At 72.8% G+C, this 24,101-nt stretch carries 24 protein-coding genes; 10 read left to right on the forward strand and 14 right to left on the reverse strand.

Annotation, left to right across the window (positions count from 1 at the left end):
- Window positions 1-45: 45 nt before the first annotated feature.
- From OG607_RS40335 to OG607_RS40360, 6 genes are all read left to right on the forward strand, one after another.
- Complete coding sequence (locus tag OG607_RS40335; protein WP_405734520.1) at window positions 46-252, forward strand: hypothetical protein; 207 nt, start codon at window positions 46-48, stop codon at window positions 250-252.
- Between the two features lie 137 nt (window positions 253-389).
- Window positions 390-2,792 (forward strand): phosphoketolase, encoded by a 2,403-nt coding sequence (locus OG607_RS40340; RefSeq protein ID WP_405734522.1) that lies wholly within the window; start codon window positions 390-392, stop codon window positions 2,790-2,792.
- 164 nt (window positions 2,793-2,956) lie between these two features.
- Window positions 2,957-3,586, forward strand: a complete 630-nt coding sequence (locus OG607_RS40345; protein ID WP_405734524.1) for a hypothetical protein — start codon at window positions 2,957-2,959, stop codon at window positions 3,584-3,586.
- 83 nt (window positions 3,587-3,669) lie between these two features.
- Window positions 3,670-4,686, forward strand: a complete 1,017-nt coding sequence (gap, locus tag OG607_RS40350) for a type I glyceraldehyde-3-phosphate dehydrogenase (RefSeq protein WP_405734526.1) — start codon at window positions 3,670-3,672, stop codon at window positions 4,684-4,686.
- 56 nt (window positions 4,687-4,742) lie between these two features.
- Entirely contained in the window at window positions 4,743-5,498 is a 756-nt protein-coding gene (locus OG607_RS40355) for an HAD family hydrolase (RefSeq protein WP_405734528.1), read from the forward strand.
- A gap of 4 nt (window positions 5,499-5,502) precedes the next feature.
- On the forward strand, window positions 5,503-7,896 hold the full coding sequence (locus OG607_RS40360) for a glycoside hydrolase family 65 protein (RefSeq protein ID WP_405734529.1): 2,394 nt from the start codon (window positions 5,503-5,505) through the stop codon (window positions 7,894-7,896).
- A gap of 13 nt (window positions 7,897-7,909) precedes the next feature.
- Here the strand turns inward: OG607_RS40360 and OG607_RS40365 are convergent, their stop codons facing one another.
- Window positions 7,910-8,713 carry a universal stress protein gene (locus OG607_RS40365; protein WP_405734531.1) on the reverse strand — a complete coding sequence of 268 codons (804 nt, stop codon included), beginning with the start codon at window positions 8,711-8,713 and terminating at the stop codon, window positions 7,910-7,912.
- A 167-nt stretch (window positions 8,714-8,880) separates the two neighbouring features.
- On the opposite strand from OG607_RS40365, the gene OG607_RS40370 reads away from it, so the two are divergent.
- Entirely contained in the window at window positions 8,881-9,783 is a 903-nt protein-coding gene (locus OG607_RS40370; protein WP_405734533.1) for a universal stress protein, read from the forward strand.
- Between the two features lie 42 nt (window positions 9,784-9,825).
- On the opposite strand, the gene OG607_RS40375 is transcribed toward OG607_RS40370, so the two are convergent.
- From OG607_RS40375 to OG607_RS40390, 4 genes are all read right to left on the reverse strand, one after another.
- A complete protein-coding gene (locus tag OG607_RS40375) occupies window positions 9,826-10,500 on the reverse strand; it encodes a CBS domain-containing protein (RefSeq protein ID WP_405734535.1) in 675 nt (224 codons plus the stop codon).
- A gap of 49 nt (window positions 10,501-10,549) precedes the next feature.
- Window positions 10,550-11,767: an NAD(P)/FAD-dependent oxidoreductase gene (locus OG607_RS40380; protein ID WP_405734537.1), complete on the reverse strand. Its 1,218-nt coding sequence runs from the start codon at window positions 11,765-11,767 to the stop codon at window positions 10,550-10,552.
- A 90-nt stretch (window positions 11,768-11,857) separates the two neighbouring features.
- Window positions 11,858-12,517 carry a helix-turn-helix domain-containing protein gene (locus tag OG607_RS40385; RefSeq protein ID WP_405734538.1) on the reverse strand — a complete coding sequence of 220 codons (660 nt, stop codon included), beginning with the start codon at window positions 12,515-12,517 and terminating at the stop codon, window positions 11,858-11,860.
- A 22-nt stretch (window positions 12,518-12,539) separates the two neighbouring features.
- The gene (locus OG607_RS40390) at window positions 12,540-13,610 is read right to left on the reverse strand and encodes a zinc-dependent alcohol dehydrogenase family protein (protein ID WP_405734540.1); all 1,071 of its coding nucleotides are present in this window, start codon (window positions 13,608-13,610) and stop codon (window positions 12,540-12,542) included.
- Window positions 13,611-13,771: 161 nt separating this feature from the next.
- Here OG607_RS40390 and ppk2 point away from each other — a divergent pair, with 161 nt between their 5' ends.
- Window positions 13,772-14,599: a polyphosphate kinase 2 gene (gene ppk2 / locus OG607_RS40395; protein ID WP_405734542.1), complete on the forward strand. Its 828-nt coding sequence runs from the start codon at window positions 13,772-13,774 to the stop codon at window positions 14,597-14,599.
- A gap of 41 nt (window positions 14,600-14,640) precedes the next feature.
- On the opposite strand, the gene OG607_RS40400 is transcribed toward ppk2, so the two are convergent.
- The 9 genes from OG607_RS40400 to OG607_RS40440 all read right to left on the reverse strand — a co-directional run bounded on the left by OG607_RS40400 (window position 14,641) and on the right by OG607_RS40440 (window position 20,670).
- Window positions 14,641-15,021, reverse strand: a complete 381-nt coding sequence (locus tag OG607_RS40400) for a hypothetical protein (protein WP_405734544.1) — start codon at window positions 15,019-15,021, stop codon at window positions 14,641-14,643.
- A complete protein-coding gene (locus OG607_RS40405; protein ID WP_405734546.1) occupies window positions 15,018-15,665 on the reverse strand; it encodes a DUF4389 domain-containing protein in 648 nt (215 codons plus the stop codon). Before OG607_RS40405 ends, OG607_RS40400 begins: the two co-directional genes overlap by 4 nt.
- Before the next feature lie 5 nt (window positions 15,666-15,670).
- Window positions 15,671-16,753, reverse strand: coding sequence for an ABC transporter permease (locus tag OG607_RS40410; RefSeq protein WP_405737388.1), 1,083 nt, complete (start codon window positions 16,751-16,753; stop codon window positions 15,671-15,673).
- Complete coding sequence (locus OG607_RS40415; protein WP_405734547.1) at window positions 16,639-17,451, reverse strand: ABC transporter ATP-binding protein; 813 nt, start codon at window positions 17,449-17,451, stop codon at window positions 16,639-16,641. Before OG607_RS40415 ends, OG607_RS40410 begins: the two co-directional genes overlap by 115 nt.
- Before the next feature lie 75 nt (window positions 17,452-17,526).
- Window positions 17,527-18,024 (reverse strand): flavodoxin domain-containing protein, encoded by a 498-nt coding sequence (locus OG607_RS40420; protein WP_405734549.1) that lies wholly within the window; start codon window positions 18,022-18,024, stop codon window positions 17,527-17,529.
- A complete protein-coding gene (locus OG607_RS40425) occupies window positions 18,021-18,932 on the reverse strand; it encodes a universal stress protein (RefSeq protein ID WP_405734551.1) in 912 nt (303 codons plus the stop codon). The genes OG607_RS40420 and OG607_RS40425 overlap by 4 nt, the downstream gene beginning before the upstream one ends.
- 3 nt (window positions 18,933-18,935) lie before the next feature.
- Entirely contained in the window at window positions 18,936-19,403 is a 468-nt protein-coding gene (locus OG607_RS40430) for a universal stress protein (RefSeq protein WP_405734553.1), read from the reverse strand.
- Window positions 19,404-19,564: 161 nt separating this feature from the next.
- Complete coding sequence (locus OG607_RS40435; RefSeq protein ID WP_405734555.1) at window positions 19,565-19,744, reverse strand: hypothetical protein; 180 nt, start codon at window positions 19,742-19,744, stop codon at window positions 19,565-19,567.
- Complete coding sequence (locus OG607_RS40440; protein ID WP_405734557.1) at window positions 19,741-20,670, reverse strand: Gmad2 immunoglobulin-like domain-containing protein; 930 nt, start codon at window positions 20,668-20,670, stop codon at window positions 19,741-19,743. Before OG607_RS40440 ends, OG607_RS40435 begins: the two co-directional genes overlap by 4 nt.
- Window positions 20,671-21,003: 333 nt before the next feature.
- Between OG607_RS40440 and OG607_RS40445 the strand changes: the two genes are divergently transcribed.
- Together OG607_RS40445 and OG607_RS40450 are read left to right on the forward strand one after the other, a co-directional pair.
- A complete protein-coding gene (locus OG607_RS40445; RefSeq protein WP_405737390.1) occupies window positions 21,004-21,804 on the forward strand; it encodes an oxygenase MpaB family protein in 801 nt (266 codons plus the stop codon).
- Window positions 21,805-21,974: 170 nt separating this feature from the next.
- On the forward strand, window positions 21,975-24,059 hold the full coding sequence (locus tag OG607_RS40450; RefSeq protein WP_405737391.1) for a tetratricopeptide repeat protein: 2,085 nt from the start codon (window positions 21,975-21,977) through the stop codon (window positions 24,057-24,059).
- Window positions 24,060-24,101: the final 42 nt, after the last annotated feature.

A 24,101-nucleotide genomic window follows, 5' to 3' on the forward strand; every position in this document is an offset into this window, starting at 1 on the left:
GGGGAACTTCCCCCGGAACGACGACCGAGTGAGGAGACGACGGCCATGGGCACCACCCTGAACGCTCACTTCTGGACCCTGTTCACCCTGCTGCTGATCGCCGGGACGGTGCTCACTGTCGTCGCGACGCTCGCCGCCGAGGCGTTGACCGATCGCCTGCAGGCTCACCACCGCACGCCCCGGACCCACCTCCGCCAGGCGGGGACAGCGCCCAGGATCCGCCCGCAACCGTTGCACCACGTGCATCACTGACCGCCCCCCCGAGAGCGGCAGAGGGCCGATCCGGGCCGCCCCGACCGGGCAAGGGGCCCATTCGGCCCAAGAGACGGCGTGGGCGCACGCCGCACGGTGGAAGGTGTACGACTCCGACCACCATCGAGGAGGCCCTCATGACCCGGACCGACCCCGCCCTTGACGTACCGTCAGCCCCTCCCGCCCCCCTCGCGGAGGAGGAACTGCGGGCGCTGGACGCCCACTGGCGGGCGGCGAACTATCTGGCCGTCGGTCAGATCTACCTGATGGGCAACCCGCTGCTGGCGGAGCCGCTGCGGCCGGAGCACGTCAAGCCCCGGCTGCTCGGCCACTGGGGTACGTCACCGGGCCTGAACCTGGTCCACACCCACCTCAACCGGGTGATCAAGGCCAGGGGCCAGGACGCCCTGTGTATCTGGGGCCCCGGACACGGCGGGCCTGCGGTGCTCGCCAACTCCTGGCTGGAGGGCACGTACTCCGAGACGTACCCGGACGTGAGCCGGGACGGGGCCGGGATGGCCCGGCTGTTCCGGCAGTTCTCCTTCCCCGGCGGGGTGCCGAGCCATGTGGCGCCCGAGACGCCGGGCTCGATCCACGAGGGCGGTGAGCTGGGCTACGCGCTGTCGCACGCCTACGGGGCCGCTCTGGACAACCCGGACCTGCTGGTGGCCTGCGTGATCGGCGACGGCGAGGCGGAGACGGGGCCGTTGGCGGCGTCGTGGCACTCCAACAAGTTCCTCGACCCGGTCCACGACGGAGCCGTGCTGCCGATCCTGCACCTCAACGGCTACAAGATCGCCAACCCCACAGTCCTCGCCCGCATCCCCGAATCCGAACTCGACGAGCTGCTGCACGGCTACGGCCACGAGCCGATCCACGTCACCGGCGACGACCCGCTCACCGTGCATGCCGCCATGGCGCACGCCATGGACACCGCCCTGGACCGCATCGCCCTGATCCAGCGCACCGCCCGCGAGGAGGGTGTCACCGAGCGCGCCCGCTGGCCCGTGATCGTCCTGCGTACGCCCAAGGGCTGGACCGGCCCCGCCGAGGTCGACGGCCTGCCCGTCGAGGGCACCTGGCGGGCCCACCAGGTCCCGCTGTCGGCCGTCCGCGACAACCCCGAGCACCTGCGGATGCTGGAGGCTTGGCTGCGCTCGTACCGGCCCGGGGAGCTCTTCGACGCCGACGGCAGGCCGACCGAACAGGTGCTGGCCTGCGTCCCCGGCGGCGACCGGCGGCTCGGCGCCACCCCGCATGCCAACGGCGGCCTGCTGCTGCGCGAACTGCCGATCCCGTCGCTGGAGAAGTACGCCGTCGCCGTCGACAAGCCCGGCGCGACCCTGCACGAGCCCACCCGGGTCCTCGGCAACCTGCTGGAATCGGTCATGGAGGCCACCTCCGACCGCCGCGACTTCCGGCTCGTCGGCCCCGACGAGACCGCCTCCAACCGGCTGCAGGCCGTCTACGCCGCCAGCGGCAAGGCCTGGCAGGCCGAGGTCCTGGACGTCGACGAGCACCTGGACCGGCACGGCCGCGTGATGGAGATCCTGTCCGAACACACCTGCCAGGGCTGGCTGGAGGGCTACCTGCTCACCGGCCGCCATGGACTGTTCTCCTGCTACGAGGCCTTCGTCCACATCGTCGACTCCATGGTCAACCAGCACATCAAATGGCTGCGCACCACGCGCAAGCTGCCCTGGCGCCGCCCCATCGCCTCCCTGAACTACCTGCTCACCTCGCACGTCTGGCGGCAGGACCACAACGGCTTCTCCCACCAGGACCCCGGATTCATCGACCACGTCCTCAACAAGGCCCCGGAAGTCGTACGGGTCTATCTCCCGCCGGACACCAACACCCTGCTCTCCGTGGCCGACCACGTGCTGCGCAGCCGCGACTACGTCAACGTCGTCGTCGCAGGCAAGCAGCCCTGCTTCGACTGGCTCAGCCTCGACGCCGCCCGCGCCCACTGTGCCCGCGGCGCCGGCATCTGGGAGTGGGCCGGCACCGAGGACAACACCCAGGAACCCGATGTCGTCCTCGCCGCGGCCGGTGACGTGCCCACCCAGGAAGTGCTGGCGGCAGCCCAGCTGATCCGCCGGCACCTGCCGCAGCTGACCGTCCGCGTCGTCAACGTCGTCGACCTCGCCCGCCTGCTGCCCAACGAGGAGCACCCGCACGGCATGCCCGACGCGGATTACGACGCACTGTTCACCAGCGACAAGCCGGTCATCTTCGCGTACCACGGCTATCCGTGGCTGATCCACCGCCTCGCCTACCGGCGCACCGGCCACGCGAATCTGCACGTACGCGGATACAAGGAGATCGGCACCACCACCACGCCCTTCGACATGGTCGTGCGCAACGACCTCGACCGCTACCGCCTCGTCATGGACGTCATCGACCGCGTCCCCGGCCTGGCCGTGCGTGCCGCCCCCGTACGGCAGTTGATGGAGGACACCCGGCTGCGCCACCACGCCTGGATCCGCGAACACGGCACCGACCTGCCCGAGGTCGCCGACTGGACCTGGAACGGCTGAGAACCACGCGCGGCTGAACGGACCCTGAGAACAGGGACGTTCGGCCCCACGCAGGGACCCTGCCGACCCCTCTGCCCGTGACCGCCGCCGCGGGACATTGAACGTGCAACGAGGAGCGAACAACCACCGCGCAACATGACCAGCACTCGAAGGGGATGGGAATCATGGCAGTCCACGAGAACCCGCACCAGCACCGGCACACGGGGCTCCACCTCCCGTCGCTGCGCAGGACCGGGACCGCTCCCGCGTCCGGTGGGGCCGTCACCGCGACCGCCACAGGGACCCGCGCGCACGTCTTCGCCGGCGTCCGGCTCCTGACCGGGTTCGTCTTCCTGTGGGCCTTCCTCGACAAGACCTTCGGCTGGGGTTACGCGACCCCGTCCGGCAAGGGCTGGATCGACGGCGGCTCTCCGACCAAGGGCTTCCTCAGCGGCGTGGCCGCCGGTCCGATGGAGAGCACATTCCACGACTGGGCCGGGGCCGGCTGGGCCAACTGGCTCTTCATGCTCGGCCTGCTGGGTGTCGGCCTCGCCCTCGTCGGCGGCATCGCGCTCCGCCTCGCCGCGGTCGCCGGCACCGCGATGATGGCGCTGATGTGGGTGGCCGAATGGCCGGTCGCCAAGACCCTGTCCGACGGCTCGCCGAGCATGTCGTCCAATCCGCTGGTCGACTACCACATCGTCTACGCCGCCGTTCTGATCGCCCTCGCGGTCGTCGGCGCCGGCACCACCTGGGGACTCGGCAAGGCCTGGGCCAAGCTGCCCGTCGTCCGCGACCACAGCTGGCTCCGCTGAACCCGCATCGCACATCCGCCACTCCCGGCCCGGGCTCCCACGCCCCGGGCCGGGTCTCCACGAGCTGAAGGCGAGACACCGTCATGACCGTACGAGTCGGCATCAACGGCTTCGGCCGCATCGGCCGCAACTATCTCCGCAGCGTCCTCGCCCGCGACGGCAGGGACAGCACCGAGGTCGAGGTGGTGGCCATCAACGACATCGCCCCCACCGCCACCCTGGCCCACCTCCTGGAATACGACTCCACCTACGGTCGCCTGGGCCGCGTCATAAGCCACGACGCCGAGTCGATCACTGTCGACGGGCACCGCATCGCCGTCACCGCCGAGCGGGACCCGGCCGCCCTTGCCTGGGGCGAGCTCGGCGTGGAGATCGTCATCGAGTCCACCGGCCGCTTCCGCACCCGCGACGACGCCGCCCTGCACCTCAAGGCCGGCGCCCGCAAGGTACTTCTCTCCTCGCCCGGCAAGGGCGTGGACGCCACCGTCGTCATGGGCGTCAACGAGGGCACCTACGACCCCGCCCAGGACCACGTCGTCTCCAACGCCTCGTGCACCACCAACTGCGTGGCGCCCATGGTCAAGGTGCTCGACGAGCGCTTCGGCATCGTCAAGGGCCTGATGACCACCATCCACGGCTACACCAACGACCAGTCCCTGCTCGACGGCCCGCACAAGGACCTGCGCCGCGCCCGCTCCGCCGCCGTCAGCATCATCCCGACCAGCACCGGCGCCGCCCGCGCCGTCGGCCTGGTCCTCCCGGCACTGGCCGGAGCCCTGGACGGCATCGCCGTCCGCGTCCCCGTCGAGGACGGATCCCTCACCGACCTGGCACTGCAACTGCGCCGTCCGGTCACCGCCGAGGAGATCAACGCGGCCTTCACCGAAGCCGCCGAGGGACCGCTGCGCGGCATCCTGCGCGTGACCACCGCGCCCATCGTCTCCCGCGACATCGTGGGCGACCCCGCCTCCTGCGTCGTGGACGCCGGCCTGACCCAGGCGCACGGCGACCTGGTGAAGGTCTTCGGCTGGTACGACAACGAGTGGGGCTACAGCAACCGGCTGCTCGACCTCACCGAATACGTCGCGGCGCGCCTGTGACCGCCACCCGTGGTGCCATGGAGGGAGAGCCCGTCCCGCAGGAAAGGGATCCCGCCATGGCACCCGCGCCCTCGCCCGTACCGCGGCTGCGGACGGCGAGGGCGGTGGTGTTCGACACCGACGGGGTCATCACCGACTCGGCCCGGGTGCACGCCGCGGCCTGGAAGGAAGCCTTCGACCCCTGCCTCGCGGAAGCCGGGCAGCGCCGCCCCTTCGACCCCGTCGAGGACTACCGCCGCTACGTCGACGGCAAGTCCCGCCTCGACGGGGCAGCGGCCTTCCTCACCTCGCGAGGGCTGCGGCCGGCCGACGAGACCGTGCAGGCCGTGGCCGCCGCCAAGGAACGGCTCTTCGTACGCCGCCTGCGCGAGCACGGCATCGAGGCCTGGCCCGGCACCGTACGGCTCCTGCGGGTCCTCCGGGCGGAGGGGGTGCCCTGCGCGGCCGTCTCGGCCTCCCGGCACGCACCCGAACTGCTCGACCGGTCGGGAGTACGGGAGCTGTTCCAGGCTGTGGTGGACGGCAACGAGGCGGCCCGGCTGCGGCTGCCCGGAAAGCCGGCCCCCGCGCTGTTCCTGGAGGCCGCACGACGACTGGGCGTACCGGCAGGGGAGGCGGCCGTCGTGGAGGACGCGCTGGCCGGTGTGGAGGCGGGCAGACGCGGCGGGTTCGGGCTCGTGGTCGGCGTGGACCGGACCGCCGGTCCGACCAGCGCCGCCGACCTGCGCGAGCACGGCGCCGATCTGGTGGTCGGTGATCTTGCGGAGCTCCTGGCCGGACAGGACATCGCGCAGGACATCGGGGAGGACTGAGGACATGCCGGACGGGACCTGGACCTGGATCCACGAGGGCTACGACCCGGCGCAGGAACGACTGCGCGAGTCACTGTGCACGCTGGGCAACGGCTATTTCGCCACGCGCGGCGCCGCCCCGGAGGCCACGGCCGGCCCGGCGCACTACCCCGGCACGTATGTCGCGGGCTGCTACAACCGTCTCACCTCGCAGGTCGCCGGCCGCGCGGTCGAGAACGAGGACATCGTCAACCTCCCGAACTGGCTCCCGCTGCGCTTCCGGGCCAAGGACGGCGCCTGGTTCGACCCCGACGACATCGCGCCGCTGGAGTACCGGCAGACCCTCGACCTGCGCCAGGGCACCCTGACCCGCCGTATGCGGCTGAGGGACTCACAAGGCCGCGTACTGGCCGTCGAGCAGTGCCGGCTGGTGCACATGGGCGACCCGCACCTCGCCGCGCTGCGCACCGAGTTCACGGCGGAGGGCTGGTCGGGCGAGTTGGAGGTCGAGTCCGCGATCGACGGCGACGTCACCAACGCGGGCGTCGAGCGCTACCGCGACCTCGACGGCCGCCATCTCACCCGCTGGCACACCGGAGCCGCCGGCACGGACACCGTATGGCTGCGCTGCCGCACCTCGGCGTCCGACATCCGCGTCGCGATGGCCGCCCGCACCCGTGTCACGCAGGGCGGTGCCCCGACGGCCAGGCTGCTGGAGCCGGCCGCCCGCAGCGCCGTGCACCGGCTGACGCTGCCCATCGCCGCCGGAGCGCCGGTCGTCGTGGAGAAGACGGTGGCCCTGCACACCTCCCGCGATCTGGCGATCAGCGACCCCCGGCACGCCGCCCTCGACCGGGTCGAGCGGGCCGCCGACTTCCCCGGGCTGCTCACCGGCCACGCCGCCGCCTGGAACCGCCTCTGGCGGCGAGCCGAGCTGGAGGTCCCCAACGAGGCCGGCCACGTCCTGCGGCTCCACCTGTTCCACGTCCTGCAGACCCTCTCACCGCACACCGCCGGGCTCGACGTCGGCGTACCGGCCCGGGGCCTGCACGGCGAGGCCTACCGGGGCCATGTCTTCTGGGACGAGCTGTTCGTCCTGCCCTATCTCAACCTGCACTTCCCCGAGGTCTCGCGCGGACTGCTGGCCTACCGGCACCGCAGGCTCGGCGCCGCCGTGCGCGAGGCGGCCGAGGCGGGCCGGGCGGGCGCCATGTACCCCTGGCAGAGCGGCAGCGACGGCCGCGAGGAGACCCAGCGGTTGCACCTCAACCCCCGCTCCGGCCGCTGGCTGCCCGACCACTCCCGCCTCCAGCGCCACGTCGGCTCGGCGATCGCGTACAACGTCTGGCAGTACGGACAGGCCAGCGGAGACACCGAGTTCATGCACACCGCGGGCGCGGAGATGCTGCTCCAGATCGCCCGCTTCTGGGCGAGCAGCGCCGTCTGGGACCCGGACCACGAGCGCTACCGCATCCTTGGTGTCGTCGGCCCCGACGAGTACCACGACGCGTATCCCGGCGCCGCCGGGCCAGGGCTCGACGACAACGCCTACACCAACGTCACCGCCGCCTGGGTCCTCGCCCGAGCCCTGGATCTCGCCGGCACCCTGCCGGGCCCGCGCCGTCAGGAACTCTTCGAGCGCATCGCCCTGGACCCGGCCGAACTGGACCGCTGGGAGGACGTCTCCCTCCGCCTGCGCGTCCCCTTCCACCGGGGCGTCATCAGCCAGTTCGACGGCTACGGCGACCTCGCCGAGCTCGACTGGGAGGCCTACCGCGACCGCTACGGCGACATCCGCCGCCTCGACCGCATCCTGGAAGCCGAGGGCGACACCGTCAACCGCTATCAGGCCTCCAAACAGGCCGACGTCCTGATGCTGGGCTACCTGTTCTCACCCGCCGAACTCTCCGGGCTCTTCCGGCGGCTCGGCCACTCGCTCGACGACACCACCTGGCGCACCACCGTCGACCACTACCTCGCCCGCACCAGCCACGGCTCCACCCTCAGCGGTCTCGTCCACGGCTGGGTCCTCGCCCGCGCCCGCCGCGCCGAGGCCTGGAAGTACTGCCAGGAAGCCCTCACCGGTGACATCGCCGACCTCCAGGGCGGCACCACCGCCGAAGGCATCCACCTCGGCGCGATGGCCGGCACCCTCGACCTCGTACAGCGCGGCCTCACCGGCCTGGAAACCCGCGACGACGCCCTCCGCCTGGACCCCGCACCCCTGCCCGAACTCAAGGAGTTCAGCCTCTCCCTCCGCTACCGCGGTCATTGGGGCATCGGCCTGCGACTGCGCTCCGGACGACTGGCCATAAGCGTCCCCGACTCCGACGAGAGCCCGATCACCGTCGTCCTCGGCGATCGCGAATTCACCGTGTCACCCGGTGACTCCCGCACGCTCGATCTTCCGGGCGGCTGACGGCGGCGACCGCTCACGGCACCAGGACCACCGGGCAGCGCGCGTGGTGGGCGACGGTGTGCGGTACGCCGCTCAGGGACCCGCAGGGACGGCCGACGACCAGCAACTCCGCACGGGCGGAGGCCTTCACGAGGGCCTTCGCGGGGCTGAGGAGCCGGACGTCGTTGACCACCGGTACCGCCGGGTATGCGCGGCGGTGGCCGCGCAGCACGTCGTGGAGCAACTGGACCTCCTCGTCCTCCCAGGCCGCACGGTACCCCTCGGTGACGGCGTACGGGGCCCAGGGCGATCCGTACGGCAAAGGCAGACTCCAGGCATGGACCGCGCGGAGCCTGGCCTCGCGGCGCTGGGCGGCGTCGAAGGCGTAGTGGGTGGCAGGAGCGGCCGGATGGCGGGTGTCGATGCCCAGGACGACCTCGGGAGGCCGTTCGCCGCCCGGGGGTTGCTCCGGGACGAGGGCCACCGGGCAGGGGGACCGGCCTGCGGTCTCCACGGCGACGGAGCCGAGCAGCAGACCGGGGAATCCGCCGAGCCCGCGCGAGCCGACAACCAGCAGGCCGGCGGTGTGGCCGGCATCGGCGAGTACGTCCGGGGCCCTGCCGTCGGCCTGCTCGCCCTGAACCTCCAGCCCCGGGTGCCGCAGGGCAAGTTCGGAGACCGCCCGGTCCAGCACCGGCGGTGCGTACGGATCCGGCGGCCACACGTGGATCAGCCGGAGACCGGACCCGCGCAGCATCGCCTCCCGCGCGGCCCAGCGGGCCGCCGCCAGACCGGGCTCGGACCCGTCGATTCCGGCAATGACGCAGCGAACCATCATGCCCTGCCCTTCGGTCGGTCCTCCCGCCAGTGTCGGAGCCGGTACGCCGACGCCACATGGGCCGGTCGGCCCCATGCAGGGACCTGCGGCCCCTGCCGCGCCGCCCTCCCGGCGACCAGTCTGGACGCGAACCGAGTTCCGCTGTTCCCCACCCGGAGGTACGCATCATGGCCCGCACCGTCACCGTCGGACTGGACGGCTCGCGCGAGAGCGTGGCCGCCGCGCAATGGGCGGCCCATGAGGCGCTGCGCCGTGGGCTGCCGCTGCGGCTCGTGCACGTCTGGGAGTGGGAACCCACCACCCGGACCCCGCTCGTGGGCCCCGAGACGCAGCGTCATTGGGCCGAGCGGATCCCCCGCGAGGCTGCGGACGAACTCCGCGTCCTGTTCCCGGAGCTGGAGGTCACCAGCGAGCAACTCGCGGGCCAGCCCGCCGCGGTGCTGCCGCTCGCCGCCGAGGAGGCCGAACTGCTGGTCCTGGGCTCCCGGGGGCTGAGCGGGGTCGCCGGTTTCCTGGTCGGTTCCGTCGCCCAGGCCACCGTGGCCACGGCCGGGCGGCCGGTGGTCCTCGTACGGGCCGGTGAGATGGAGGAGGACGAGCACCGGCCGGAGGCCGACGGATCGCCCTCGGAGACCACCCCGTACCGCGATGTGGTCCTCGGGCTGGACACGGACCGGCCCAGTGAGGAGCTCATCGAATTCGCATTCGACGCGGCCGCCCGGCGTGCCGCCGTACTGCGGGTGATCCACGGCTGGAGCCTGCCTCCCGCGTACGGCTACACGCCGGGCGCGCTGGACCCCTGGCTCAGCGAGGACCTGGCCACGGACGAGGCATCGGTGCTCACCGAGACGCTGCGCGCCTGGCGCGAGAAGTTCCCCGGCGTCGAGGTGGCCGAGCACGCCGTGATCGGCCAGGCCGCCCGCCACCTGATCGAGGCCGCGTCCGACGCCTCACTGGTGGTGGTGGGGCGTCGTGCCCGCCGCTCGCCGATCGGTGCGCACATCGGTCCCGTCACCCACGCGGTGCTGCATCACTCGCCGGCACCGGTCGCGGTCGTACCGCACGACTGAGCCCGGCCAGGGTTCGGTCCACGAGTGAGCCCGGCCGCCGCCTCACGAGGCGGCGGCCGAACCGGTCCTGATGTCGAAGCCGACGTCCACGACGCCCTCGACCGTACGGACCAGCCGGGCCGCCAGCGGAACCACGGAGGTGTCGTGGACGAGGCCGCCGAGCGTGACGACGCCCTCGTGTACGCGCACCTGCACGGACTCCCACGTGTCGGGGAAGTACTCGGCGGCCACGCGCCGCACGTCCCGCGCGATGTCCGCGTCCGTCCGCAGGAACACCTTGAGCAGGTCGCCCCGGCTGACCACACCCCTGAGCCGGCCCTCGGCGTCGACCACGGGCAGCCTCTTGACCCGGTGCAGCGCCATGATCCTCGCGGCCCGGGCAAGGGAGTCGTCCGCGCGGACGGTGACGGCGGGAGCCGTCATCAGCTGCCCGGCGGTGACAGCACCGGCTTCGGCCGTATCCCCGGCCGTATCCCCGGCCGTGTCCCCGGCCGTGTCCCCGTCGGGCAGCGGGGCGCCGTCGCGGGCCTCCTCGGTGCGCAGCAGGTCGGCTTCGGAGACCACGCCGATCACCCGGTTGTGCTCCTCCAGCACCGGCACGCCGCTGACCTTCCACTTCGCGAGCGTTCGCACTATCTCCTTGAACGACGTACCACGGGCCACGGCCACCACGGTCGTGGTCATCACATCGCCCACGAGCGACGGGTTCGGGATCATGTCTGCCTCCTTCGCCGGAGTCCGCGCTGTTCCGGGCGGTTCCGGGCTGTCAGGACCATGGTCGGACGACCGCGCGGTCCCGGACAGGGGCCGACCGGCCGCTGCCGATGCCGGGCAGTTCCCGGCCGGGGAGCACGCTGTTCCAGTACAGCCACCGGGACGCCCGCCGGCCGAAGTGGTTGAGGCGGGACTCCCTGAGCAGCGGCTCGGTGTCCTGCGCGAAGTCCACGAGCAGGGCCTTGCCGAAGCCGGTCTCGACGAAACCGCCGGCGGGCCCGTCGAAGGAGCCGTCGAGCGGCCGGCCGGCGAGGAACCGGCGGATGTTGTTCACCAGCACCTGGCCCTGGCTGTGGGCCGCCGATACCAGTTCGGGGCCGGGCGTCCCCGTGGCGTCGCCGATGGCGAAGACGTTGGGCCGGGCCGTGGACCGGAGCGTGCGCCTGTCGACGGTGACGAAACCGCGCTCGTCGCCCAGGCCCGGGGAGCGGCCCACGTATGCGGCTCCGCTGTGCGGCGGTACGACGGCCGCCAGGCCGAAGGGCACCTCGCGGCCGTCGTACGAGACCAGGCGGCCGCCCTCGCCGTCGACGGTGGCGGTGGCGAACCCGGTCACCAGTTCGATGCCCTTGGCCTCCAGCAGCCGGCCCAGCACCCGGGACGCGGCGGGCCGGCCGAACGCGCCGTCCAGCGGGGTGACGTAGGCCAGGGCCACGCGGTCGCGGATCCCGCGCCGATGGAAGTACCGGTCGGCGAGGAAGCAGAACTCCAGCGCGGCGGCAGGGCACGTGCCGGGCATGCCGGCGACGCCGACCACCAGCCGGCCGCCCTCGAAGGCGTCCAGGGCGCGGCGCAGGGCGACGACGCCGGGGAGATCGTGAAGGGTGAAGACCCTCTCGCCCCGTCCGGGGCCGGTCAGGCCCTGGAGTTCCTCCGGCCGGGCAGTCGTGCCGGTGGCCAGCACCAGCACCTCGTAGCCGAGGGAGGACCCGTCGGTGAAGTGCACCCTGTCCGCGTCGAGGTCGACCGCGGCGGCCTTCGCCCGGCGGAAGCCGATCCCGTCGTGGAGCTGGAGGTGCCGCGGACGGACGATCGCCTCGGGCGCGGTGAGCCCGAAGGGGACGGAGACCAGCCCGGGCCGGTGGACGTGGTCGTCGTCCTGGTCGACCACGATGATCCGGAACTCGCTCTCGTCGTAGTGACGCCGCAGCCGATTGGCCGTCAGCGTGCCACCGGTACCGCTTCCCAGAATCACTATGCGTCTGTCCATACCGCCACTGTCCGCCGGGCGGGGCACCGGCCACAGGGGCCAACTGTCCCTGCGGGCTTACCCGTTCGGGCACTCCTGGCGGGACGCGCGTCAGTGCGTCAGGATCCGCCGTCCCGTGAGGCGCTCCGCTTCGACGTGGACCCACAGCTCGCGCTCGCCGCCCGCCCATGGCTCGGTGTGGGCCGCCTCGGCGAGCCGGCGGACGGCGTCCGGGTCGGTGACGCGATCGGCGTGCCCGGTCACCAGCACGCTCCAGCCCTCGCTCAGGGCCTCGTCGATGTGGTCCACCTCGAACGCCGTCTCGGTGCCGACGGCCAGCGCGGGCGTGGCGCCGCTCGCGGTCCTGAACGTGATGGCGCGGTCCACGACGGTGTAGTTGACCGGGGCGATGGCGGGGCTGCCGTCCGGCGTGGAGACCGCGATGCGTCCCACCCCGTGTGTGGACAGGTGGTCCCAGCACTCCTCGGGGTCCAGCTCCACCAGCTCGGGATGGCGGCCGGCCCGGCCGGTGCCCGGCGGCAGGCCGGTGTCGCCGCCGCGCAGCCGGCCGACGGAGGTCTCCAGCGCCTCGGCCAGCCGCAGCAGGAAGTTCGCGTCGGGCGAGGCCTCCGGATGCTCCTCGACGTACTGCAGGTACCCGGGAGCGGCGCCCGCGCGGGCTGCCGCCTCCTCCCGGGTGAGTCCCAGCTCCTGGCGTCGTTGTGCGATCCGGCGCCCGATGTCCCCCGTGGCCTTCGCGTCCTCGGTCATGACCGGTCACATCCTTTCGCGTTCATGCGCCCCGGAGGGAGACCATGTCGTGGTGCTTGCCCCCGAGCACGACCTTCAGCGCGCCGGTGTCGGCCGCCCGGGAGAAGACCTCGTAGGCCTCCTCCATGCCGTCGAGTTCGAAGGTGTGGGTGACCAGCGACGACGCGGGGAGCCGTCCGGCGGCCATCATCCGCAGCAGGGTGGGAGTGGAGTACGTGTCGACCAGGCCGGTTCGGATCGTCAGGTTCTTGATCCACAGGTCCTCCAGGTGCAGCGTCGCGGGCTTGCCGTGGACGCCGATATTGGCGACGTGCCCGCCCGGGCGCACCATACGGGTGCACAGCTCGAAGCTCTCGGGCACGCCGACCGCCTCGATGACGACATCCGCCCCCAGACCCTCGGTGAGGTCCGCGACCAGCCGTTCGGGGCCCTCGGCGGCATTGACCACCGCGTCCGCGCCGAGCTGCCTGGCCGCCTCCAGACGGGGCTGGGCGAGATCGACTGCGATGATCCTGCCCGGCGAGAACAGCTGGGCCGTGGCGATCGCGGCGAGCCCGATCGGCCCGGCCCCGACCACGACCACGGTGTCGCCGGGGCGCACCTCGCCGTTGAGGACACCCACCTCGTAGGCGGTGGGGAAGATGTCGGCCAGCAGCACGGCGTCCTGGCTGTTCACCGCGCTGGGCAGCGGGTGCACGGACAGGTCCGCGTGCGGCACCCGTACGTATTCGGCCTGCGTGCCGTTGATCAGGTGGCCGAGGACCCAGCCCCCGCCGCCACGGCACTGCCCGTACGCGCTGTCGCGGCAGTACCGGCAGCGCCCGCACGCGGTGATGCACGAGACCAGTACCCGGTCCCCGGGCCGGACGGTGCTGACGCCACGGCCGACCTCGACGACCTCGCCGACGGCCTCGTGGCCGAGGATCGTGCCGGGCCGGACGTCCGGCACATCGCCCTTGAGGATGTGCAGGTCGGTGCCGCAGATGGTGACGGCGTCGACACGGACGATCGCGTCCGTGGGGTCCTCGACACCGGGGTCGGCGACGTCCTCCCAGGCGGACTGCCCGGGACCGTGGAAAACGAATGCCTTCATGATCGATTCTTCTTTCTCCCCGTACGTCAAGCCTGGCCCGGCATCCGGCCGGGCGCATGGGCCGGACGGGCCACCTGGCCGGGTCACGCGGTCCGCGCCGCCGTTGCGCCGTAGCGTGGACACCCGGGCACCGTTCCAACGCGGCGTCGAAGGAGGCGGCCATGGCGGCCGGCAAGAAGTGGTCCCGGCAGGCGTACGAGAGCGAGCTCCTGCGCCTGCAGGTGGAGCTGGTCAAGCTCCAGGAGTGGGTGCGGGCCGAGGGCGCCCGGCTGGTCGTCGTTTTCGAGGGCCGCGACGCGGCGGGCAAGGGCAGCACCATCAAGCGCGTCACCGAGCACCTCAACCCCCGTGTCGCCCGGATCGCCGCGCTGCCCGCGCCGACCGAGCGGGAACGCACGCAGTGGTACTTCCAGCGGTACGTCGAGCTGCTGCCCGGCGCCGGGGAGATCGTGCTGTTCGACCGCAGCTGGTACAACCGCGCGGGCGTCGAGCACGTCATGGGCTTCTGCACCAAGGAGGAGCACGCGCGCTTCCTCCACCAGTGCCCGATCTTCGAACGCCTCCTGGTCGAGGAGGGCATCCTGCTGCGCAAGTACTGGTTCTCGGTCAGTGACGCCGTCCAGGAGCAGCGCTTCCGCGCTCGTCTGGACGACCCCACGCGACGCTGGAAGCTCTCGCCCATGGACCTGGAGTCCGTCACCCGCTGGGAGGCGTACTCCCGCGCCAAGGACGAGATGTTCGTGCACACCGACATCCCCGAGGCACCCTGGTACGTCGTCGAGAGCGACGACAAGCGCAGCGCCCGGCTCAACATGATCGCCCACCTGCTGTCCACCGTCCCGTACTACGAGGTCCAGCGACCGCCGCTGGAACTGCCCCCGCGCCCGCCCTCCACCGGCTACGAGCGGCCCCCGCGCGACTTCCAGACCTACGTCCCCGACTACGCCGCCGTATCGAACCGGCCGGACACCGCCCCGCCCGCCCACTGAGCCGGCCGAGCGGCGACCCGTGGCCGCCCTCCAGGGGCGGGTCAGTCCAGCGAACCGGGCCACGACTGGGCCACGGCGAGGACGACCGCGGCGTCGAGCAGCGCCCCGGCGGTCAGCCACGGGTGGAACCAGATCGCTTTCAGGACCAGACCCCAGGAGGCGGCCACGAGGGCGGCCATGGACCACCAGCCGGCGCCCACCGCCAGGCCCACGCCTGCCAGCACGTAGAGGATCGCCGTGTCGGAGGCGAGCGCCACGGAGACCGCGGCGGCCGGAAAGTCGGCGACGCGCGCCGCCGCGAGCGCCCAGGAACGGCGGGGGTCGAAGGGCTCAGGCCGGTAGCGCCGGTCGTGCGGCGCCCAGACGCCCAGGTGCAGCAGCCCGTGCGCGATCAGTAACGCGGCGGCCACGGCGGTGATCACGGCAGCTCCTCCTCCGGCTCGCTGCCGCCCATGTCCAGCCGGAAGGGCGGATAGACATCCGTCATCAGAGCCGCGTAGGCGGCGACCCGCAGCACCCACCGGTTGAACCCGATGATCAGGTCGAACAGATCCCTCGGGTACTTCTCGGTGAAGGCCACGTGGAAGCCGGCGATGATCGCGAGAAAGGCGGTCAGCCCACCGGACCACCAGCCCATCCGGAAGCCGCCCAGGAAGAAGCCGACGATGATGTAGTGCGGGATGGCCAGCAGCCACCACTTCACCAGCACCAGCCCGCGCGACAGCTTCTCCGGGTAGGCGATGTCCAGCCGGGCCGGGTAACCGGAATCCTCGCCCAGGCTGAAGGGCGGATAGCGGTCGGTGGCGAGCGCGCCGTAGGAGTAGTACGCCACCCGCCAGGTCCAGCGCAGCACGCCGACGTTGAAGTCGAACAGGGCGCGCGGATAGCGCTCGGTGAACAGGATCGCGAAGAACGCGACCACGCTCACCAGCGTGAAGGCGATCCAGAGGAAGAACAGCACGATCCAGTGCGGGATGACCAGAATCCACTTGACCAGCCACAGCCAGCGCGACAGCGGGGCGTCCAGCTCCGCCTCCACGCGGACCGGTCGAGAGGGCACGGACATGGCGATCAGCTCCTTCGTACGACGACGGCCGAGGTCAGCCGTCGGCGCAGGCCGAGTGAGGCCAGCGCCAGGAGGGCGACCGCGAACGCGGTGAGGACCGCGAGTTCGCGGAGGATGTCGAGTACGCCGCCGTTCCGGGACAGCAGCTCGGTCCAGGCGTCGACCGCCCAGGCCTGCGGCACGGCGTGGCCCATGGTGCGCAGCCAGGACGGGACGATCGCGAGCGGCCACATGCAGCCGCCGAGCATGCCCAGGCCGATGCCGAGCGCCGGGCCGATCGCGTTCGCCTGCTCGGGGGTGCGGAAGAACGCCCCGGACAGCACGCCCGCGCCGGTGCCGACCAGCGCCCATACGGCGATCAGCAGCCCGGCCGCCAGCGGGTCGCCCCAGGACACGCCGAAGGCCAGCGAGCCGATGCCCACGATCAGCGCGGACTGCACGAGCGCCAGCGCCAGGTAGGCGACGGCCTCGCCGAGCACCAGCGAGCGGGCTCTGACGGGTGCGGCCAGGGCACGGGCGTACACCCCGGAGCGCCGGGTCGAGACGATGGCCGCGCCACCGGCCAGGGAGTTGATGAAGACGAACAGCACCAGCATGGTCGGGGTGCTGTATCCGTAGCCCAGCGGCAGGTAGTCGCTCTGCCCGTTGACGGTCTCGCTCCGCACGGCGATGGCCGGGATGGTCTTCTGGACCGTACGGGCCTGGGCCAGCCGCTCGTCGAAGGTCCCGCCCACGGTGCCGGCAGCGAACCGGGCCGCCTGCAGCCGGGCGGCGTGCTCGGACACGGCGGCGGCCACCGACGACACGGCCGCGTGACCGTTTGCGCCCGAGGGCTCCACCAGCACCGGCACGGTGACATCCCGGCCGGCCCGGATGCCGGCGTCGAGCCCGGTGGGGACCAGCACCACGGCGTCGACCTCGCCGCGTCGCACGGCGGTGCGGGCCGTGGACTCGTCGGCGTACCGGATCACTCTTACACCGTCCGACCGGTCGAGGTCGGATGCAAGCTCGCTGGCGACGGGTCCGGCGCCGGACCCGGACGAGGCAGGTACGACGGCGACCCGGAATTCGTCGATGCCGCTGACCACGGCGCCGATGACGACGATGATCGCGACCGGCAGCAGCACCATGAAGAACAGCGCGGTGCGGTCGCGGGGTGCCCTCGGCGACCAGGCGGCCGCGGTCGATGATGCCGACGCGGTCGCAGAGCCGCTCGGCCTCCTCCCGCGTGCCGGCTCTGCGGATCGACGCCGACCGTGGGCTCGTCGAGCACCAGCAGAGTCGGGGAGTGCACCAGCCCGGCACCGATGTTGAGCCGCCTGCGCATCCCGCCGGACAGCGAGTCGACCCGGTCGCCGGCCCGGCTCGTCAGGTCGGTCAGCTCCAGGACCTCGTCGACCCGCCGGTCGAGGCGGCGGCGCGGCAGCCGGTACAGGCGGCCGAAGAAGCGCAGGTTCTCGCGCACGCTGAGGTCGGCGTAGAGCGCGACCTCCTGCGGCACGTAGCCGATCAGCCGCTTCGCAGGCCCGGTCCCGGTGCCGACCGGCCGGCCGGCGACGTGGACGGTCCCGCTGTCCGGTCGCAGCAGCCCGCAGGCCATCCGGATCGTCGTCGTCTTCCCGGCCCCGTTGGGCCCCAGCAGGCCGTAGGTCTCGCCGGGCGCCACCGTCAGGGTGACGTCGTCGACGGCGGTCCGGTCACCGAAGCGCCTGACCAGATGCGTGCATTCCAGGACGGCCTGCGCGGTCTCCGGCGGGGCTTCCGTTGGTGCGGTCGCTGCGGACATACAGCCAGCGTGGCCGCCCGCGAGCAGCCGCCGGGAGGGCCGTACGGGTCAGGCCGACAGGGCCCGTCGGCCCCGTCATGGCCGGGTGAGGGCCCGCGCGATCTCCTCGGCGAAGGCGTCGACGGCGGCCCAGTCGCGGTAGTCGCCGTACCGGCAGCCCATCAGCCGGAACACCAGGCGGCCGGTGAGGGGGAAGTGGTCACGGCTGACGACGCCGGAGAAGAGCCGATGGCCCCGGGGACCCAGGGCCGCCTGGATCGCACCGATCACCTGCGGCTCCTCCTTGCCGGCCAGCAGTTTCCACGGGCCGCGCAGGGCGCCCGGCATGCCGACGCTGAAGACCCACACCGGCCGTCCGGCCAGCATCTCCCGGTTCGCCCGCACGAAGGCGGCGGCCTCCGGCAGCCACGCCTGCCCGTGGACGGCGCTGCCGAGCACGAACGCCTCGTACGCCCCGGGGTCCTCGACCTCGTCCAGGGACCTGACGTCGGCTCCCAGCCGGGCACCGATCCGCTCCGCGACCGTGCGGGTGGAGCCGTGCTCGCTTGCGTATCCCACCAGTACGGAGGTCATGGGGCGCCGCCGGAGAGGCCGGGCACCAGGGCCACCGGGCAGTGCGCGTGGTGCAGCAGAGCGTGATCGACCGGGCCCAGTCGCAGTGCCAGCGGGCTCTGCCTGCGGTGGGCGGCAGCCACGACGACGTCGGCGGCGCGGCTCGCCTCGACCAGCATGCTCGCGGCTCCGCCGCGTACGGTCCTGACGTGCGTCCGCACCTGCGGGTACTTCTCGCGCAGCGCGGCCACCACCCGCTCCGGCACATCCGCTTCGCTTCGCGCCAGCGCCGCGATGTCCTCGCGGGTCGGCCCGGTGTGCCTCAGCGGTTCGCCGGGCGGGGTGAAATGCCGGTAGGTCCAGGCATGGAGCACTGTCAGCTTCGCGTTCCGGGCGCCGGCCTCCTCGAAGGCGAAGGCCGCCGCGTCGGCGTCGGTCGCGTCCGCGATGCCCAGCAGCACCGTGTCGTGCCGCAGCCGGTTGTGCTCGGGCGGCAGGTCGCCGCGTACGACCAGCAGCGGACCGGCGGCATGGGCGGCGACCCGCAGGCTGACCGAGCCGAGCATCAGCCCGGCGAATCCGCCGAACCCACGGGTGCCGATCACCGTGAGCGCCGCGTCCCGGCTGAGCCGTACGAGCAGCGCGGCCGCGTCCTCGGCCACCGGTGAGACCAGCACCTCCAGCCCGGGGACGGAGCGGACGGCCCTCGCCGCGGCCGACTCCACCAGGTCGCGGGCGTCACCGGGCGAGGGGACGGCGTACTGCGGCCCGGTGCCCAGGTGGCGTACCCACGGCAGGCCGTGCACGATCTCCAGCGGCACACCGCGCCGCCGCGCCTCCCCCACCGCCTGGTCCAGCGCCCGCTCGGCCTGCGGAGAACCGTCCACTCCGACGACCACATGTCCGTGCGGCGACCCGTGCGCGTCCATGACTCAGCTCCTGACGGGGGCGGTCACCGAACGGGCAGCCGCCCTGGGCTCCGGCACGGTGACGACCGGGCACCGGGCCTTCCGTACGCAGTCACGGGCGACCGGACCCGGACCGGGAAGCCAGCCGTCCCCGTGAGCCCCGCGTCCCACCACGAGCATCAGCGCGTCGTCGGCGTGCCGGAGCAGCACGGCCGTCGGCAGTCCCTCGTCCGCCACGACCCGTACGCCGGCTTCGGTCAGGGCGGCGCGCCACGCCCGGTCCGGGCGCGGCCACTCGTCGGCCGGGGCACGGTGTGCGGGGGTGGGCGCGTAGGCCGCGCGCAGCCTGTCGGTCCGCTCCCGGGCGTGGACCGCCACGATCGGCGCGCCCAGCCGGTGTACCTGGGTCACGGCCCACCGCAGCGCGGCGAGCGATGCGCCCGATCCGTCGACTCCGACGACAATCGGTCGCGCGTCCGTGAGTTCCGTCATGTCGGCCTCCCGGCTCGTCGTACACATCCACGATCGCGCGGCGGTCTGCCCGGCGGGCAGGGGCCGACCGTCCCCGCCGCCGGGGCCTGAGGGCCCCTGTCCACGGGGACGGCGGCTCGGGATGGTGGCAGGGGAGTCGCGGGCGCGTCGGGTGCCCGCGATCAACAGCCAACCGCGAACTCGTCGGCCTGATCATGATGGCCGTGGGAATCCTGGCGCTGTCGGCTTTCCTCAGCGTTCAGCACTTCAGGGACGACCATCCCGGCCGTCACGATCACTACGACCGCTACGGCCGCCACTTCCCCGACCGACCGCAGCTGCGGGGCCGTCGGGGAGTTCATCGGGTCAGGTTCAAGGGGACGGTGTCGACGGTGACTTCGGCGCCGTCCTTCGGCGAGTCGAAGTACGCCGTCAGGGTGCCGGCGCCGGCCCGGTGGGCACGGCAGGGGACCGTCACGTCGAAGGTGCCGCGCGTGCCTGTGCCCGAGGTGGCGGTGACGCGGACGTCGGCCGCGACCCGCCCGGCGGCGTCGGTGATCCGCAGCCGGAAGACCGCCTCGAAGGTGTTCGCGGTGCCCCGGACCCGGACCGGGGCGCGTACGGTGTCGCCGATGAGCGGCGATTCCACCAGGACGGCCGGCGCCAGGTCCTCGAAGTCCGCACGTCCCACGGGGTGGTTCAGGACGACGCCCTCGCCGCCGAAGGCCGTGACCGGCTTGCCGTCCAGTTCGAAACGGACCTTGTCGATCCCGGAGAACCGCGTGGCGGTGAACACGACCTGGGCCAGGCGGGACCTCATGGAGAGGCTGCCACCCCCGTCGTCGTAGCGTCCGGACAGATCGACGGTCGCGATGCGGTCGTGGACCGCGATCGAGCGGAGCGTCGTGCCGGAAGGGATCGCCGTACCGCGCCGGTGGCCACGCTCGTAACCGTCCGGACCGGCCAGCAGGGCCCGCAGGGCGGCTGCCGCGGTGGCGGGTGGGGCCACGGTGCGCGGGGCCGGGGAGAGATTCCCGCCGTGCAGGAAGTACACGGCGGTGCGCACCTGCCGGGGCGTGGGCGAGAGCGTCGCAGAGGGGCTTGCGGTGCGGCCGGGGCCGCCGGTGGCGCCACCCGAGGTGCCGCCGGTCGTGCCGGTGGCCGTGGCGGAGGGCGTACCGGAGGCGCTCGGTGAAGCAGCCGGTCCGCCGCCTCCGCAGGCGGCCAGCACGGTGCCCGCCGCGAGCACGGCGGTTGTGATCACCACAGGGGTGGACACGATGCGCATGGCGTTCTCCTCCACCGCGGCGCGGCAGCTATAGGAACCAAGGGCCTGTCCGGGTCTCCCGGACTCGCTTGCGCGGTGCGCGGTGTCGATCCCGCTTCTCCGCGCCGTTGGCTGCGGCCCTTGGTTCCACCTCCAGTGGACCACCGGTGGGCGGCGGACGACAGGGCCGAAAGGCCCCCGGCAAGGTGTCACTGGAAGGAGGCATGGACCTCTTCCCACCGATCCGGGGGACGAAAGTATGCTCAGAAATGGAGAGCCACTGCTGCATGGGGAGGTGCGGCCGTGCGCGACGCGGACCCCGGGTTGTTCGGGCCGGACTCGGTGACGTGGCAGATGCACGGCGATCCGATGATGTGGATCGCCGGGGTGCGGGCGCTGTATCTGCAGGCGCTGCACCCGCGTGCGGTGCGGGGCGTCCTCCAGAACAGCGACATCCGCAGGGACGCCTGGGGCCGGCTGCTGCGCACCGCGGATTTCGTCGGCACGATCACCTACGGCAGCACGCTGGAGGCGGAACGCGCCGCCGCCAGGGTGCGCGCGATCCACCGCAGGCTGACGGCCACCGACCCGGACACCGGCGAGCGGTATGCCGTGAACGAGCCCGGACTGCTCCTGTGGGTGCACTGCGCGGAGATCGACTCCTGTCTCGACACCGGCCGGCGCTCCGGCTTCCCGCTGACCGACGCCCAGGCGGACGCGTACGTGGACGAGCAGCGCACCGCCGCCCGCCTGGTCGGCCTTGACCCGGCGGAGCACGGGATACCTGCCGACAGGGAGCAGCTGGCGGCCTACTTCGAGAAGGTGCGTCCTGAACTGGCCGTCACCGACGAGGCGTTCGAGGTGTTCGCGTTCCTGCAGGCACCGCCCGTGCCGTGGGCGCTGGTGCCGGTCCGGTACGCGGTGTGGCACCGGGTGACGGCGCTCGCGTACGCCGCGCTGCCGCCCTTCGCGCAGGCGATGTACGGCTGTCCGGCGCCGCCGGTGGCGACGGCGACCCGGCGGCTGAGGATGGCGGGCCGGGCGCTGCGGGCGGTGCCCGGGTATCTGAGGTGGCAGTTGCCGCCGGGGCATATCCCGAAGGCGGTGGGGCGGCTCGGACCGGGCACGCATCCGTCGGCGTACAGATTGCGGTAAATAGAGCAATACTGGGGGCGGGGAAGAGGGCGGAACGACGGGGGCGGCGGCGCACCATGGCGGCTGGGCAGCAGGGAAACGACAGGTACGACAGGCGCGGCGGGGATGAGGACTCGGGAAAGCTGATCCAGAACCGGTACCGGCTGCAGGAGCTGATCGGCCGGGGCGGGATGGGGGAGGTGTGGCGGGCGCTCGACGAGTCGCTGGGGCGGAAGGTGGCGGTGAAGTGCCTGAAGCCGCTGAGCGGCTCGGCGGATCCGGCGTTCTCGCGGGTGCTGCAGGAGCGCTTCCGGCGTGAGGCGCGGGTCGCGGCGGCGCTGCAGCACCGGGGGGTGACGGTCGTCCATGACTTCGGTGAGCACGAGGGCGTGCTGTACCTGGTGATGGAGCTGCTCGACGGCCGTAATCTGCTGCAGGTGCTCCAGGACACCCGGGGCCATCCGCTCCCGGTGCCGGATGTCATGGACATCGCCGAGCAGGTCGCGGCGGCCCTCGCGTACACGCACGCGCAGGGCATCGTGCACCGCGACCTCAAGCCGGCCAACATCATGCGGCTGTCGGACGGATCGGTGAAGATCTGCGACTTCGGCATCGCGCGGCTCGGCCACGACATCGGCTTCACGTCGCGGCTGACCGGCACCGGCATCGCCATGGGCACCCCGCACTACATGTCGCCCGAGCAGATCGGCGCGGACGAGGAGATCGACCACCGCAGCGACCTGTACTCACTGGGCTGCGTCCTGTACGAACTGGCCACCGGCGCACCGCCGTTCGACCTCGGCGACGCGTGGGCGGTGCTCGTCGGGCACCGTGACACCGCGCCCCGGCCGCCGCGCGGCCATCGCGCCGAACTGCCGGAGGAGCTGGACCGGCTCATCCTCGACCTGCTGGCCAAGGCCCCCGACGACCGCCCGGAGAACGCGGCCGACGTCTGTGGCCGACTCAAGGCGATGAGCGCCGCGCCGGCTGCCCTCCCGGTCGCCGTGCCGGCCGTCGGCCTGCCGCCCTGGGCCAGTGACCTGGCCGTCCGCTCCGGCGCCCAGCGGGTTTCCGGCGCGTCGCGTGGCGCCGGTACGCCGCCCGAGCTCACCGGTGCGTGGTCCACCCGGGCCGCCACGCCCCCGCCCGGGCTGCTCGGCTTGCTCGCCGGACGGCACGACGCGGGCATCAGCCTGGCCCGGCACGGCCGCTGGCAGGAGGCGGAGGCCGTTCACCGGGGCGTCGCGGCCGAGCGTGAGCGGGCACTCGGCGCGGATCACGCGGACACCCTCGCCAGCCGGTACGAGCTCGGCTACTGCCTCAGCCGGCTCGGCCGCGCCGACGAGGCCCTGGCCACGTACGAATTCGTCGCCGCCGCCCGGCACCGCCTCCTCGGACCCGACCACCCCGCCACGCTGGCCGCCCGGCAGGAGGCCGCGTACGTCCTCGGCCAGCTCGGCCGCCATGTCGACGCCCACCAGGGCTACTCCGCCGTGCTCGCCGCGCGGGAGCGCCTCCTCGGCGCCGACCACCCCGACACGCTGGCCTGCCGCCACAACCTCGCCTTCAACCTCGGCCGCCTCGGCCGGCTCGACGAGTCCTACGTCATGGCCGCCGAGGTCGCCGCCTCGCGCGAGCGCGTCCTGGGCCCCGCGCACCGCGACACGCTCGCCTCCCGCTGCGAGGCCGGCTATCTGCTGGGCCGGCTCGACCGCTGGGCCGAGGCGCTGGAGGCCTATCGTCAGGTCGCCGCCGTACGGGCCGCGGAGCTGGGCGAGGACCACCCCGACACCCTCGCCGCGCGGTACGAGGCGGGTATCGCCCTGGGCCGCCTCGGCCGCAGCCCCGAGGCGTACGACCTCTACCGCGACCTCGTCGCCGCCCGCACCCGCACCGCCGGTGGCGCCGACCCCGAGACGCTGCGCGCCCGCCACGGCCTCGGCGTCAACCTCGGCCGCCTCGGGCGCTGGGAGGAAGCCCTCACCGAGGCCCGCGACATCGCCGCCATCCGCGAGCGCGTCCTCGGCCCCGACCACCCCGACGCCCTCGTCAGCAAGCGGGAGATCGCCGTCTGTCTGGGCTGGCTCGGCAACTGGGCCACGGCCCTGCCCGTCTACGCCGACGTCGCCGACACCCGCGAGCGTGTGCTCGGCCCCGCCCACCCCGATGCCCTCGCCAGCCGCAACGACCAGGCGCACTGCCTTGAGCAGCTGGGACGGGCGGCGGAGGCGCTGGCTCTGTACCGGCAGGTGGCGGTGCACCGGCGGCACGGCTGAGGCGTTGACGCCGGACAGCAAAATCTGACGCAGCGTCAGAAA

This window comes from Streptomyces sp. NBC_01537 (genome assembly GCF_045040445.1).
GTDB lineage: Bacteria > Actinomycetota > Actinomycetes > Streptomycetales > Streptomycetaceae > Actinacidiphila.

What these genes read in the sequence shown, in the direction of transcription:
- OG607_RS40335 (WP_405734520.1), top strand. Translation starts at nt 46, where the DNA reads ATGGGCACCACCCTGAACGCTCACTTCTGGACCCTGTTCACCCTGCTG.
- OG607_RS40340 (WP_405734522.1), top strand. Translation starts at nt 390, where the DNA reads ATGACCCGGACCGACCCCGCCCTTGACGTACCGTCAGCCCCTCCCGCC.
- OG607_RS40345 (WP_405734524.1), top strand. Translation starts at nt 2,957, where the DNA reads ATGGCAGTCCACGAGAACCCGCACCAGCACCGGCACACGGGGCTCCAC.
- gap (WP_405734526.1), top strand. Translation starts at nt 3,670, where the DNA reads ATGACCGTACGAGTCGGCATCAACGGCTTCGGCCGCATCGGCCGCAAC.
- OG607_RS40355 (WP_405734528.1), top strand. Translation starts at nt 4,743, where the DNA reads ATGGCACCCGCGCCCTCGCCCGTACCGCGGCTGCGGACGGCGAGGGCG.
- OG607_RS40360 (WP_405734529.1), top strand. Translation starts at nt 5,503, where the DNA reads ATGCCGGACGGGACCTGGACCTGGATCCACGAGGGCTACGACCCGGCG.
- OG607_RS40365 (WP_405734531.1), bottom strand. Translation starts at nt 8,713, where the DNA reads ATGATGGTTCGCTGCGTCATTGCCGGAATCGACGGGTCCGAGCCCGGT.
- OG607_RS40370 (WP_405734533.1), top strand. Translation starts at nt 8,881, where the DNA reads ATGGCCCGCACCGTCACCGTCGGACTGGACGGCTCGCGCGAGAGCGTG.
- OG607_RS40375 (WP_405734535.1), bottom strand. Translation starts at nt 10,500, where the DNA reads ATGATCCCGAACCCGTCGCTCGTGGGCGATGTGATGACCACGACCGTG.
- OG607_RS40380 (WP_405734537.1), bottom strand. Translation starts at nt 11,767, where the DNA reads ATGGACAGACGCATAGTGATTCTGGGAAGCGGTACCGGTGGCACGCTG.
- OG607_RS40385 (WP_405734538.1), bottom strand. Translation starts at nt 12,517, where the DNA reads ATGACCGAGGACGCGAAGGCCACGGGGGACATCGGGCGCCGGATCGCA.
- OG607_RS40390 (WP_405734540.1), bottom strand. Translation starts at nt 13,610, where the DNA reads ATGAAGGCATTCGTTTTCCACGGTCCCGGGCAGTCCGCCTGGGAGGAC.
- ppk2 (WP_405734542.1), top strand. Translation starts at nt 13,772, where the DNA reads ATGGCGGCCGGCAAGAAGTGGTCCCGGCAGGCGTACGAGAGCGAGCTC.
- OG607_RS40405 (WP_405734546.1), bottom strand. Translation starts at nt 15,665, where the DNA reads ATGTCCGTGCCCTCTCGACCGGTCCGCGTGGAGGCGGAGCTGGACGCC.
- OG607_RS40415 (WP_405734547.1), bottom strand. Translation starts at nt 17,451, where the DNA reads ATGTCCGCAGCGACCGCACCAACGGAAGCCCCGCCGGAGACCGCGCAG.
- OG607_RS40420 (WP_405734549.1), bottom strand. Translation starts at nt 18,024, where the DNA reads ATGACCTCCGTACTGGTGGGATACGCAAGCGAGCACGGCTCCACCCGC.
- OG607_RS40425 (WP_405734551.1), bottom strand. Translation starts at nt 18,932, where the DNA reads ATGGACGCGCACGGGTCGCCGCACGGACATGTGGTCGTCGGAGTGGAC.
- OG607_RS40430 (WP_405734553.1), bottom strand. Translation starts at nt 19,403, where the DNA reads ATGACGGAACTCACGGACGCGCGACCGATTGTCGTCGGAGTCGACGGA.
- OG607_RS40435 (WP_405734555.1), bottom strand. Translation starts at nt 19,744, where the DNA reads ATGAACTCCCCGACGGCCCCGCAGCTGCGGTCGGTCGGGGAAGTGGCG.
- OG607_RS40440 (WP_405734557.1), bottom strand. Translation starts at nt 20,670, where the DNA reads ATGCGCATCGTGTCCACCCCTGTGGTGATCACAACCGCCGTGCTCGCG.
- OG607_RS40445 (WP_405737390.1), top strand. Translation starts at nt 21,004, where the DNA reads ATGCACGGCGATCCGATGATGTGGATCGCCGGGGTGCGGGCGCTGTAT.
- OG607_RS40450 (WP_405737391.1), top strand. Translation starts at nt 21,975, where the DNA reads ATGGGGGAGGTGTGGCGGGCGCTCGACGAGTCGCTGGGGCGGAAGGTG.